The 12229-nt window shown below is 70.3% G+C and carries 12 protein-coding genes; 8 read left to right on the top strand and 4 right to left on the bottom strand.

Going from position 1 to position 12229, the window contains the following annotated elements:
- Positions 1-433: 433 nt before the first annotated feature.
- On the bottom strand, positions 434-1111 hold the full coding sequence (locus ACFU95_RS37535; protein ID WP_383837750.1) for a TetR/AcrR family transcriptional regulator: 678 nt from the start codon (positions 1109-1111) through the stop codon (positions 434-436).
- Between the two features lie 181 nt (positions 1112-1292).
- Here ACFU95_RS37535 and ACFU95_RS37530 point away from each other — a divergent pair, with 181 nt between their 5' ends.
- The 3 genes from ACFU95_RS37530 to ACFU95_RS37520 all read left to right on the top strand — a co-directional run bounded on the left by ACFU95_RS37530 (position 1293) and on the right by ACFU95_RS37520 (position 3111).
- The gene (locus ACFU95_RS37530) at positions 1293-1682 is read left to right on the top strand and encodes a VOC family protein (RefSeq protein WP_383837747.1); all 390 of its coding nucleotides are present in this window, start codon (positions 1293-1295) and stop codon (positions 1680-1682) included.
- 91 nt (positions 1683-1773) lie between these two features.
- Positions 1774-2370, top strand: a complete 597-nt coding sequence (locus tag ACFU95_RS37525) for a dihydrofolate reductase family protein (protein WP_383837744.1) — start codon at positions 1774-1776, stop codon at positions 2368-2370.
- A gap of 213 nt (positions 2371-2583) precedes the next feature.
- A complete protein-coding gene (locus ACFU95_RS37520; RefSeq protein ID WP_383837741.1) occupies positions 2584-3111 on the top strand; it encodes a DUF6083 domain-containing protein in 528 nt (175 codons plus the stop codon).
- Positions 3112-3170: 59 nt separating this feature from the next.
- Here the strand turns inward: ACFU95_RS37520 and ACFU95_RS37515 are convergent, their stop codons facing one another.
- Entirely contained in the window at positions 3171-3833 is a 663-nt protein-coding gene (locus ACFU95_RS37515) for a TetR/AcrR family transcriptional regulator (RefSeq protein WP_383837738.1), read from the bottom strand.
- A gap of 197 nt (positions 3834-4030) precedes the next feature.
- Here ACFU95_RS37515 and ACFU95_RS37510 point away from each other — a divergent pair, with 197 nt between their 5' ends.
- The gene (locus tag ACFU95_RS37510; protein WP_383837736.1) at positions 4031-5062 is read left to right on the top strand and encodes a ketopantoate reductase family protein; all 1032 of its coding nucleotides are present in this window, start codon (positions 4031-4033) and stop codon (positions 5060-5062) included.
- Between the two features lie 241 nt (positions 5063-5303).
- Here the strand turns inward: ACFU95_RS37510 and ACFU95_RS37505 are convergent, their stop codons facing one another.
- Together ACFU95_RS37505 and ACFU95_RS37500 are read right to left on the bottom strand one after the other, a co-directional pair.
- The gene (locus ACFU95_RS37505) at positions 5304-5906 is read right to left on the bottom strand and encodes a DUF1349 domain-containing protein (RefSeq protein ID WP_383837733.1); all 603 of its coding nucleotides are present in this window, start codon (positions 5904-5906) and stop codon (positions 5304-5306) included.
- Between the two features lie 26 nt (positions 5907-5932).
- On the bottom strand, positions 5933-6955 hold the full coding sequence (locus ACFU95_RS37500) for a LacI family DNA-binding transcriptional regulator (protein ID WP_383837761.1): 1023 nt from the start codon (positions 6953-6955) through the stop codon (positions 5933-5935).
- 327 nt (positions 6956-7282) lie between these two features.
- Here ACFU95_RS37500 and ACFU95_RS37495 point away from each other — a divergent pair, with 327 nt between their 5' ends.
- Genes ACFU95_RS37495 through ACFU95_RS37480 form a run of 4 tightly spaced genes read left to right on the top strand, consistent with a single transcriptional unit; the run spans position 7283 to position 12206 of the window.
- Positions 7283-8581 (top strand): ABC transporter substrate-binding protein, encoded by a 1299-nt coding sequence (locus ACFU95_RS37495; protein ID WP_383837730.1) that lies wholly within the window; start codon positions 7283-7285, stop codon positions 8579-8581.
- A gap of 11 nt (positions 8582-8592) precedes the next feature.
- Positions 8593-9657, top strand: coding sequence for a carbohydrate ABC transporter permease (locus ACFU95_RS37490; protein WP_383837727.1), 1065 nt, complete (start codon positions 8593-8595; stop codon positions 9655-9657).
- Positions 9654-10514 carry a carbohydrate ABC transporter permease gene (locus ACFU95_RS37485; RefSeq protein WP_383837724.1) on the top strand — a complete coding sequence of 287 codons (861 nt, stop codon included), beginning with the start codon at positions 9654-9656 and terminating at the stop codon, positions 10512-10514. Before ACFU95_RS37490 ends, ACFU95_RS37485 begins: the two co-directional genes overlap by 4 nt.
- Before the next feature lie 36 nt (positions 10515-10550).
- On the top strand, positions 10551-12206 hold the full coding sequence (locus ACFU95_RS37480) for a glycoside hydrolase family 13 protein (RefSeq protein WP_383837721.1): 1656 nt from the start codon (positions 10551-10553) through the stop codon (positions 12204-12206).
- Positions 12207-12229 lie beyond the last annotated feature (23 nt).

The following is a 12229-nucleotide window of genomic DNA, read 5'->3' as shown; positions in this document are numbered from 1 at the left end:
AGCCGGTGGCCGTTCAACTATGCGGGCACCATCCCGATGCCGGAGCAAACCCCCGGATCAGGTCGAACCCGTACACCACTTCTCTGGACGCAACCTGTCCGCATCACTGCCCCCATCAAGGGGCGATAGACACGAAACTCGCGGCTGCCCTCGACGTCCCCCCGAGGGCACATCCAGGGCACATGAGCCCGGGAAACAGCGTTGACCCGTGAGAACTACCGAGAGGAGTTTCCCCAGGTCAACGCACACTCCCCTGCGAAGCCCCAGGTCAGCCTCCTCCCGCCCCCATTCGCTGCACGAGTGGCAGGACTTCTCGCATCGGCTTCATGAGGCGGGGCATCAGCCGTACTGTCTTGTGTGGCCGTGACCTGGGGTTTCACTGGTAGCGGGCGGGGTCTTCGGGCCTCGCCCTTTTGGTGCACGAGAAGGGCCGTCAGGCGATCGCGTAGTCACTGAGGGCCGGATCGAGAAGGTCGAAGGCTCGTGCCGCTTCCTTCGCGATCGTCCTGGCGATCTCGTCGTTGGTGTGCCCGGCCAGGGTCAGGTCCTGGATGCGTTGGAACAGGACGCGATGCGCGGCGCCGAGCAGCCCGGCGACCGTGCGGACGGTGATGTCGTCCGGCTGCGCACCGACGGCCTCGGCGAGGACCTCGGCCAGCGCCTGCTCGCGCTGGTCGTGCAGGTTACGCAGGCACGCCGACAACGTGGGGCTGTCGGTGATCATGCGGGAGAAGTCCGGGCCGGCGAATCCGGCGACCGGGTCCTGCGCCGCGACGGCGGCCTCGAAGGCACGGCGAAGCGCCGCGAGGGCGGACTCCCCGGGGCGGCGGGAGGTCACGGCGCGCGCCAGCGTGGCGCTGAACTCGTCCTGGTGGTCGAGGGCCAAGTCCTCTTTGCGCGCGAAGTAGTTGGTCACCGTCTTCTTCGCGACGCGGGAGGCCGCTGCGATCTCGGCGATGGTGGTGTTCTCGAAGCCCTGCTCGATGAAGAGCCGTGTCGCATGGTCGGAGATCAGCTGTCGCGTCTCCTGCTTCTTCGCCTCGCGCAGGCCCAGCGGGGCGGTGACGCCGGCTGTGGTGGCACTCGCTGCGGCGCTCGTCGTCGTCTCCATGAGGCGAATCTTACCCCCGTAGCAAAAATATGTTTACGGCTTCGATCGCATGGAAGTAATATTACTACCGACGTAAGATCGGTCCGGGGGGGGGAAGCAGTGGATGCGCAAGCCGGAGCTCAGCACACGTCCCCGTCAGAACCGAAGCTGACGACCACCCAGCCTGGGAAAGGAACCCCTCTTGAGGATCACCGCCTCCACCGCCTCCCTCACGGTCGAAGACATCGCGGCCTCCCGCAGCTTCTTCACCGAGCACCTCGGCTACCGGGAACAGGCCGCGGCTGAAGGATTCGCCTCCCTGACCCGTGACGATGCCGCCGTCGACATCGTCCTGCTCCGGCGGGGCATCGACGTCCTGCCGCCCGACCAGCGCGACCGGCACGCCGGCGGACTGATCCTCGCCTTCACCGTCACCGGCCTCGAAGCCGAGGAGAAACGACTGCGTTCCGAAGGTGTCGACATCACGATGCCACTGCGCGAAGAGCCATGGGGAGAACGCCTGTTCCAGGTCACCGACCCCAACGGGGTCATCGTCCAGCTCGTCGAATGGATCACACCGGACCACTCCTGATCCTCCGGCCCCGTACCCACGCCGACCCTTACGGCCCGCACGGCGGCCTCCTGCCGACCGGATCGTGCAGACCCAGAAGAGAGAGCACCGCATGCGAAAGCTCGTGTACTACATCGCCACCACGCTGGACGGTTTCATCGCGGGCCCGGACGGCTTCTGGCCGATCCCCGAGGACTACATCCAGCACCTTGTGACGGAGTACCCGGAGACCCTGCCTGCCCCAGCCCGGGCGGCGCTGTCCGTCACCGCGCAAGGCACGCACTTCGACACCGTCCTGGAAGGACGGCGCAGCTACGAGATCGGCCTCAAGGCCGGCATCACCGACGCCTACCCCCACCTACGTCACCTGGTCTTCTCCCGGACCCTCACCGAGAGCCCGGACCCGGCCGTCGAACTGGTCGCCGGCGACCCTGTGGACAAGGTGCGGCAGTTGAAGCAGGAGGACGGCGAGGACATCTGGCTGGTAGGCGGCGCGGAACTGGCCGGTGCCCTGTACGGCGAGATCGACCAGCTCATCCTCAAGATGGCACCGCTGACCATCGGCGCCGGAATCCCGCTCTTCTCCCACAAGGCCGCCTTCGATCCGCGCGGCTGGAAGCTCTCCGGCCACACCGTGCTCGACAGCGGCGCGGCCTTCGTCACCTATGCGCGCGCCACCGGCCCCGACACCCCGGCCACCGGGAACTGAGGTCATCCATCCAGACCCGGCCGACCGGGGTGCTGGGCACCAGCACCCCGGTCAGCGTTCCACGCGCGTGCGGGAAAGGGCCGTCAGGCCGCCCCGTGCTCCGGCCCCGTTCGGAGTGCCTCGCACCGCGCGCCCGTCTGCCCCGCCCTCCCCCACCATTGCGCCCGGATCGCGCCCTACCCCCACATAAGCCGTACCCGGACGCTCGACAGCATGGGGGAAGCAGACGAGACGAGAACCGGCGCCTTACCCGACCCGGACGACGACGTGCAGCGCGTCGTCCCGTTACCCGGCCCGGACGGGCAGCGGCAGCCGCCACCTGGCACCCCGCAGCCGTGGGTGAACGTCGACCGTGCCCAGGCCGCCATGGACGGCGCCGACGCACCCGAGCCGCCGTCCCCGCCCATATGCCCGCAGTGCGGGCTGGCCGGCGGGCGCCACCCGACCTACTACGGGGCGCATGTCCTCCTGGAGCCCGGCCTGACGGCCCCCGCGCACATGGTGCCGGCGTGGCACAGGTGGTACGTCGACTCGAACGGCACGGCATGGAACAGCGGGCCCGAGGAGCCCGCACCGGGCGCGGAGTGCCGGGTGCCGCACAGGTTGACGTGCCCGGGGCTGACGCTGGAGGAAGTCGGGCTGTGGCGGTGGCTGGACGCGCTGCGCCAGGAGAACGCGCGGTGGGCACAGCGTCAGGCCGATGCGCGACGAATGCCGGGCGACCTGCCGGACGTCGGCTGAGTGCGGCGCCGGGCAGTCCTCTCAGGTCAGCGCACGCGTCACGCGTCACGCGTCACACTTCAACCCCCGCGCGTCCCCCCACGGCACTCCCAGCCGGGGACCAGCGGCGGCAGCGGGGTGGCGCCCAAGGGGGACAGGCCGTCGAGGACGAGCGTGACGTAGCGCGACCAGCCCTCGGGCCCGGCCTCGGCCCCGCCCTCGGACCCGCCCCCGCCCTCGGAGGACGTGCTCCACAGCAGACTGATCAGCATGCCCATGATCTTGTGCAGGTCGTCGGGGACGACGTCGGCGCGGACGAGACCGGCCTCCTGCGCCCTGTGGGTGAGGAGCGTCAGGGAATCGAGGTAGGAGGCGGTGATCTCGGCGGTGAGCGCGCCCGACCTGTCGGCGGCGGCCAGGGTGTGGTGCTCGCGGGCCACCAGGGACAGCGTGGCCCGCAACACGGCGCCCAGACCGTGCAGGGGGTTGTCGTCGGTCAGCGCCTGGTCGATGGCCGGCTGGAGCTGTTCGGCGATGCTCTGCTCCAGGGCGGCCTTGACCAGGTCTTCCTTGGTGGCGAAGCGACGGTAGAGCGTCGCGATGCCCACCCCGGCGCGGCGGGCGATGTCGTCGAGCGAGGCATCGGGACCGGATTCGGCGTACACCTCACGCGCGGCCCGCACGATCTTCTCCGAGTTGCGGGCGGCGTCGGCGCGCAGCCGTCGCGTGGGGCCGGGGGACATGCCGCCACCCTAACATCCGATAGTTGACTATCACTAAGGCGCGGGGTTCACTGACAACCACTAACCGATAGCCAGATATCACTTCTGGACTGTGCCGGACTCGGCCCTTCCGCTGTTCCCGGCAGTCCGGCAGTCCGGCAGTCCGGCAGTCCGGCAGTCCGGCAGTCCGGCACCCCGTAGATCCCGGAGGCACCCCCATGACCAAACCCGCCGTCCTCATCGTCGGTGCCGGCGCGACCGGACTCCCCGTCGGCTACCACCTCGCCCTGGCCGGCGCCGAGGTCACGTTCCTGGTCCGCCCGGGCCGGGCGGGCGCCTTCGCCGCACCCCAGCGGCTCTACTGCTACGACGACGCCGAACTGAAGATGTTCGAGGGCTACGACGTCGTGGAGCACGTCGGCCAACTGGCCGATCGAACCTTCCAGTTCGTGCTGATCACCCTCGACGGCCACGCGAGCCGCAGCACCGAGGGAGCGGCGATGCTGCGCGATCTCGGCGACGCCATCCGGCCGACGGGGGCGACCGTCGTCATGAGCGCCTTCGGGCAGGGCATCCGCGCGCACTACCTGGAGACCCTCGGCCTGCCGGAGGACCGGCTGCTGTTCGGGTTCCTCGGCATGCTCAGCCATCAGGCGTCCGCCGGGCTGCCCCTCCACCCGCCCACCGACGCGACACACGTGGCCCGGGCGGCGATCTGCTACCGGCACCCGAAGAACCGTGTGGGCTTCCGCGTCCAGTCCGGCACCCCGGCCGCCAAGCGGTTCGCCGCCCTGTACGACCGCTCGGGCGTCTCGCGCTGCGCCCGGTTCGGCAAGGGGATGGCCGGCCTCTACTCCTCGATCGCCTTCCCGGTGTACGCGGCGTGCGACCTGGCCGACTGGGCCGACTTCGCCACCGTCGCGAGCGACAAGGAGCTGTGGGACCTGGCCTGCCGAGCCCAGCGCGAGATCACGACCCTGCCGGAACACGGCTGGCGGGGACGGCTGTTGGGCGCCGTCATGGGCCCGAGGATGACGAAGCAGGTGCACACGAGGACCGAACGGGACATGCTGCCCCTCGACTACCAGGCGTTCAACCGCTTCCACCACGGCGGAAAGGTCCAGGCCCAGGACATCCGGTCCCTGCGCGACTCCCTGGCCGAAGGCCACCGCCAGGGCCGCCCCATGAAGGCCCTGGCGACGCTCCTGGCCCGGATCGAGGCACACGAGGCGAACACCCTCAAGGCGTAGCCGCACGGCGTGGCCGCACAGCAGCGCACAGCAGTGGCCGCCGGACCGCTCGGCGTGCGAGAAGTCGCGGGCGACCCAGTACGTGCGGGTGCTGGTGAACGCGCTCAGGCCCATGCCGAAGGAGGTGGCGTCGGCCGGCCGGGCGGCTTCGTCGTCGTCGCGGGCGATGGTCAGGCGGCCGGCGGGCCGAAGGTCTCCTCGTCGAAGGCGGGCATGCCGGGGGGCGCCGCCCGGCCCGGCCTCAGGCCTCCGTCGGCAGATGCAGCGCCGCGTCGGCGGGTCCCCGGGTGAAGCCGGTGAAGCGCACCTCCAGGCCGTCCCGCTCCGGCGAGCAGCAGAACGGTCCGGCCGTCGCCACGGCGTCCGGCGGCAGCGGGGCCAGCCGGACCAGGCGCCAGGGGCCGTCCTCGCAGCGGGCGCGGATCGTCACCGCGTCCCCGCGGCGGCCGGCCCGCACGGTCACCGCGCGCCCGTGCCACTCGGGCACCGGCGCCACCGACCAGTCCGAGACCCCCCGCGTGACGACCGCGCCCAGCTGGGGGAGGCCGTCGGACATCTCGACCCCGGCCTTGATCCAGGTCCCGGCGTCGACGCGGATCATCAGGCCGGCCTGGTCGTAGAGCGTGTCGAAGTCCACGAGGAAGGTGACCTCGATGGCGCCGTCCTGCGGGAAGTCGTGGAGCAGGGCGTGTCCGTCGTCGCGTACGAAGCCGTAGCTCGTCGTACGCCAGAAGTCACTGCGGCCGCGGGCTGTGACGAGGAGGTCGGGGCCGTCGAGCCGGGTGTGCGGGGGCTCGTTGAGCCAGCCGGCCTCGTGCCAGGGAATCGGGTGTCGCTGATCCATGCGGGCCCCTCCGGAGGCTTCGGATCTCAGACGTCCCGGCCCTCGTCGCCCGCGGGGAGCGGCGGTGCCGTGGTCTGCCGTGGGATCAGGTGGGTCGGCAGGACGACGTGCCGGACATGGTCCGCATCGGAGTCGTCGATGAGCCGCAGGGCCAGTTCGCCGGCCTCACGGCCCATGTCCGAGGGCGACTGGGCCACCGTCGACAGGTCGAACCAGTCGGCGATGGGCTGGTCGTCGAAGCCGAGGACGGAGACGCGTTCGGGTACCGGGATCCGCGCCTGGCGCAGGGTCCAGACGAAGGAGACGGCGACCTCGTCCTGTTCGGCGAAGACGGCGGTGGGCGGCTCGCGCAGGCTCAGCAGCTTTCCGACCGCCTCGGCGGCGGCGCGCTTGTCGCCGACGTCGGTGGCGACCACCAGGTCGTCGTCGAGCGGGAGGCCCGCCTCGGTGAGCGCCCGCTGGTAGCCGAGCAGCCGTTCGTTGGAGCTGAAGGAGAAGCCGCTGGCGCCGATGGTCTGCGCGAAGGCGATCCGGCGGTGGCCGAGGTTGAGCAGGTGCCGGGTGCCGTGCACGGCCGCGGTCACGTCGTCGACGTAGACGCTCGGCCTGCCCTCGACGTGCTGGCTGACGTAGATGACCGGCATCCCCAGGTTGTCCAGGCTCGCGGTCTCCTCGTCGGTGAGGTCGAAGCAGAACACCAGCAGCGCGTCGGCGTTGCGCCGGGCCGGGAGGTGCTCGAAGAACGAGGTGCGCGCGGCCAGGTCGGGGACCACATAGACGTTCAGCTCCATGCCGGCCGCCCGCAGCATCGGGGCCAGGCTGGACAGGGCGGCTCCCATGAACCACGACTGGAGCGTGGGCACGAGCACCGCGACGTTCCCGGTCCGGCCCGTGACAAGGCTTGCGGCCTGCCGCGACACGGCGAAGTTCAGCTCGCGCGCCGCCTGCTCGACCCGGGCGCGGACCTCCGGGGAGACGGTGGACATACCGCGCAGAGTGCGCGAGACGGTGGATGTGGAGACCCCGGCCCGTTCGGCTACGTCAGCCATCGTGGGGTGCCGCTGAGCTGGTGGCATGAGCGGACGGTAGCACAGGCGGCACGTTCTGCGGGGCTCTTCGTGGCAGCGCTTTCATGCACCGTAAAGCATCTCCGACATCGGGTTACCGAGTGGTAACGCATTGACTTCCAGCAAACACGACCCCTAGCTTGCAAGCGTTGTCACGACGGGCTCACCCATCCCCGAGCTGAGCCGCTCATAGGCGCATTGACCTGCGATTTCGATCCGTCGGGAGACGTGACAACGCGGTCTCATCAACAGGAACAGACGCGGTACGGCCACTACGGCCACTACGGCCTCGTACGACCAGGAGACACCGTGAAAACCACACCGACCAGAGCGTTCCCGTATTCGGCCGCGCTCGCCGCCGGCGCGCTCCTCCTCACCGCCTGCGGCTCGTCCGGCGCCGGCGGCTCCGGGCAGGCCGCCGGGGCGGGGGCCTTCGAGGGCCGCGGCCCCATCACGTACGTGGCGGGCAAGGACACCACCGGCGCGGTGCAGCCGATGCTCGACCGCTGGAACAAGCTGCACCCGAAGGAGAAGGTCACCTTCATCCAGCTGCCGACGGACCCGGACGCGCAGCGGCAGCAGATGATCCAGAACGCGGAGACGAAGTCCGACGCCTATACGGTGCTCTCGCTCGACGTCGTGTGGACGTCGGAGTTCGCCGCCCACCGGTGGATCGACAAGCTGCCCGAGAAGCGGTTCCCGCTCGACAGGATGCTGAAGCCGGTGGTGGCGACGGCCAAGTACCGCGACGGCCTGTACGCGGTCCCGGCCAGCTCCGACGGCGGCATGCTGTACTACCGCACCGACCTGCTGAAGCAGGCCGGTATCTCCCAACCTCCGGCCACCTGGGCCGAGTTGAAGTCCGCCTGCGCCAAGGTGCGGAAGCTGCCCGAGGCCGAGGACATGTCGTGCTACGCCGGGCAGTTCCAGAAGTACGAGGGCCTGACCGTCAACTTCGCCGAGGCCGTGAACTCCGCGGGCGGCACCGTCACCGACGCCAACGGCAAGCCGGACGTCGACACCCCCGAGGCGAGGAAGGGCCTGGACTTCCTCGTCGGCTCCGTCAAGGACGGGACGGTCCCCAAGGAGGGCATCACCTATCTGGAGGAGGACGGCCGCCAGGCGTTCCAGTCCGGCAAGCTCGTCTTCCTGCGCAACTGGCCCTACGTCTACTCCCTGGCCGGCAAGAGCGGCATCAAGGGCAAGTACGCCGTCGCGCCGCTGCCCGGCCTGAACGGCCCCGGCTCCTCCAGCCTGGGCGGGCACAACCTGGCCCTGTCGTCCTACGCCGGGAACAAGGCCACGGCGCTGGACTTCATGAAGTTCTTCAGCAACGAGGAGAACGCGGCCACGTTCCTCAAGGACGCCTCCCTCGCCCCGCCGTACGCCTCCCTGTACGACGACAAGGCGCTGATCGAGCAGTACCCGTACCTGCCGGTCCTCAAGGAGTCGATCCTGCGCGCCGTGCCCCGCCCGCGCGTCGTGCAGTACGGCGACGTGACCTCGGCGGTCCAGGGGGAGGCGTACGCCGCCCTGACCGGGAGCAAGAGCAGCGCGCAGGCGCTGAAGGACCTCCAGGCGGACCTGCGGAAGTCCACGGGGCAGTGAGGAGCGGCGACATGGCCGACACCAAGATCCAGCCCATGGATCCCGTGGATCCCGTGGATCCCGTGGATCCCGTGGATCCCGTGGTGAACCGGAAGTCCCTGCGGCCGGTGCGCCGTCGTGCGCGGCGGCAGACCACCCGCGCGACCGCCGGCTCTGCCCGCATGGCCGCCCTGCTGGTGTCCCCGACCCTGCTGGTGCTGTCGATCGTCGTCATCTACCCGACGCTCATGGCACTGAAGGAGTCGCTGTACGGGCCGAAGGGCCTGGACCCGGCGACCGGATTCATCAGCGACACCGAGCCGTTCGTCGCCCTGGAGAACTACGCCGACATCTTCGGCGAGGCCGGGGAACGGTTCTGGAACGCCTTCTGGAACACCACCTTCTTCACCGTCGTCACGGTCGGCCTGGAGACGGTGATCGGGGTGGCCATGGCCCTGATCATGCACAAGGCGTTCCGCGGCCGGGGCCTGGTGCGGGCCGGGATCCTGATCCCCTGGGCCGTGCCCACGGCGATCTCCGGTCTGCTGTGGCGCTGGATCTTCAACAGCGACGGTGTCGCCAACGCCCTGATCGGCCATCAGGTCCTGTGGACCACCGAGGGCTTCCACGCCAAGGTCGCGGTCATCATCGCCGAGGTGTGGAAGACGGCGCCCTTCATCGGCCTGCTCGTCCTGGCCGGCCTCCAGGTGATCCCGAAGGAGGTCTACGAGGCGGCCCGCCTCGACGGCGCCCGCCCGCACCGCCAGTTCTGGCACATCACCCTGCCGCTGGTGAAGCCCGCGCTGCTGGTGGCGGTGCTGTTCCGCTGCATGGACGCGCTGCGGATGTTCGACCTGCCGTACATCCTCGTCGGCGCGCAGAAGCACTCGGTGGAAACCCTGTCCATGCTGGCGCAGAACGAGGCGTCCAACGTCCGCTTCGGCCCGGCCTCCGCCTACGCCGTGCTCCTCTTCCTCTACGTCTTCCTCATCGCCCTGGCCTTCGTACGGCTGCTCGGAGCGGATCTCGTCGGAGAGGACGCCGCCGCCCGACGCCGGGGAAAGGGAAGGCGCCGCCGTACGGAGGTGACGGCATGACGACGATCATGACTTCGAGGACGACGGCCGTCACCGCGAAGTGGCGCTCCGGACTGCTGTACGCCGGAGTCGTCGCCGTCGTGGCCTACTGTCTGGCCCCGTTCTACTGGATGCTCGTCTCCAGCCTGCGCCGCACCTCGGACATCTTCGACACCTCGCTCGTCCCGTCCCCGGTGTCCTTCGAGAACTACCGGGCGGTGTTCGACCCCGCGCAGGGCTTCGGGCGGGCGTTGCTGAACAGCCTGGTCGTCGCCGGGGTCACGACCGTCCTGGCGCTGGTCCTGGCCACGTTCACCGCCTATGCGATGGCCCGGCTCGACTTCCGCTTCAAGGGTCTGATCCTGACCCTGGTCATCGCGACCTCGATGTTCCCGGTGGTGTCGATCGTGGTGCCGCTGCTGAAGCTGTTCACGGACGTCGGCTGGATCAACAGCTACCAGGCGATGATCGTGCCGAGCATGTCCTTCGCGCTGCCGCTGGCGGTGTGGAACCTGACCACGTTCTTCCGGCAGATGCCGGACGAGCTGGAGCACGCCGCCATGGTCGACGGCTGCACCCGGGGCCAGGCGTTCCGCAAGGTCATCGTCCCGCTGGCCGCGCCCGGCATCTTCACCACGGCGATCATCACCTTCATCGCGGCCTGGAACGAGTTCCTCATCGCCCTGTCGATGACCAACAGGCCGGAGATGCAGACCGCGCCGGTCGCCATCTCGAAGTTCACCGGCGCCACGACGTACGAGACCCCGTTCGGCAGCCAGATGGCCGCGGGCGTCCTCGTCACGGTCCCGCTGGTGGTCATGGTGCTGCTCTTCCAGCGCCGCATCGTCGCCGGACTCACGGCGGGCGCGGCGAAGTAGCCGCCCTCCCCTCAACCATCAAGGAGTTGCAGAGCCTTGTCCCCCACCACGCCTCCCACCACCGTGCCCTGGTGGCGCAGCGCCGTCATCTACCAGGTCTACATCCGCAGCTTCGCCGACGGGAACGGCGACGGCGTCGGCGACATCGCCGGCGTCCGCTCCCGACTGCCGTACCTGAAGTCGCTGGGCGTGGACGCCATCTGGATCAACCCCTGGTACAAGTCCCCGATGGCCGACCACGGTTACGACGTGGCCGACTTCCGCGAGATCGACCCGTTGTTCGGCACGGTCGCCGAGGCCGAGCGGCTCATCGAGGAGGCGCACGGGCACGGGATCCGCGTCATCCCCGACATCGTGCCCAACCACACCTCCGACCAGCACGCCTGGTTCCGGGCGGCGCTGGCGGCGGGCCCCGGCAGCCCGGAGCGGGCGCGCTACGTCTTCCGCGAGGGCCGGGGCGAGGACGGCTCCGTGCCGCCCAACGACTGGGTGTCCTGCTTCGGCGGCCCCGCCTGGACCCGGCTGCCCGACGGCCAGTGGTACCTGCACCTCTTCGCGCCCGAGCAGCCGGACCTCGACTGGCAGCACCCCGAGGTGCGCGCCGAGTTCGAGTCGATCCTGCGGTTCTGGTTCAGCCGGGGCGTGGACGGCTTCCGTATCGACGTCGCCCACGGGCTCGTCAAGCACCCGGAGCTGCCCGACCTCCCGCCCCGTCGTGACCCGGACCCCGCACAGCCCTGGCAGCACGTCGACCATCCGCACTGGGACCGCGACGAGGTCCACGAGATCTACCGCGGCTGGCGCAGGGTGGCCGACGAGTTCCCCGGCGACCGGTCCTTCGTCGCCGAGGCGTGGGCGGACACCCCGGAGCGGCTGGCCGCCTATGTCCGGCCGGACGGGCTGCACACGGCGTTCAACTTCGACTTCCTGATGTCGAGTTGGCACCCGAAGGACCTGCGCGCGGTCATCGACGGCTCCCTGGAGATGCTCGGCGCGGTGCACGCCCCCGCCACCTGGGTCCTCTCCAACCACGACGTCGTACGCCACCCCAGCCGCTACGGCCGCCGGGTCACCAAGCGCTGGGTGGCCAACGAGGTGTACGAACCCGAGGGCCCTCTCGACCTGGAACTGGGCACCCGGCGCGCCCGCGCCGCCGCCCTGCTGATGCTCTCCCTGCCGGGCGGCGCCTACATCTACCAGGGCGAGGAGCTCGGCCTGCCCGAGGTCGAGGACCTCCCCGAGGCCGTACTCCAGGACCCCGTCTGGGAGCGCTCCGGGCACACCAACCGCGGCCGCGACGGCTGCCGGGTCCCGATCCCGTGGTCCGGCACGACCGCCCCGTACGGCTTCAGCCCCGACGGTGCCGGCGCCGCGCCCTGGCTGCCCCAGCCCGACGACTGGGCGCCGCGCACCGTGGCGGCCCAGTCCGGCGACGCCGCCTCGATGCTGGAGCTCTACCGCACGGCCCTGCGGCTGCGCCGTGAGCTCCCCGCCCTCGGCGAGGGCACCCTGACCTGGCTGGAGACTCCCGAGGGCGTCCTCGCGTTCGGGCGCGACCCGGGCTTCGTCTGCGTGGTCAACCTCTCGGCCGAGCCGTACCCGCTGCCCGGCCACACGTCGGTCCTGCTGGCGAGCGGTGCCGTCGAGGGCGGCACGCTCGCCCCGGACCAGGCTGCCTGGCTGGCGGTGTGACGGCCTGACGCACCCGCTCCGCG

The sequence above is a fragment of the Streptomyces sp. NPDC057623 genome, assembly GCF_042800355.1.
Lineage (GTDB): Bacteria > Actinomycetota > Actinomycetes > Streptomycetales > Streptomycetaceae > Streptomyces.
Note: the sequence above shows the minus strand (reverse complement) of the source record. Positions and strands in the feature narration are given on the sequence as shown.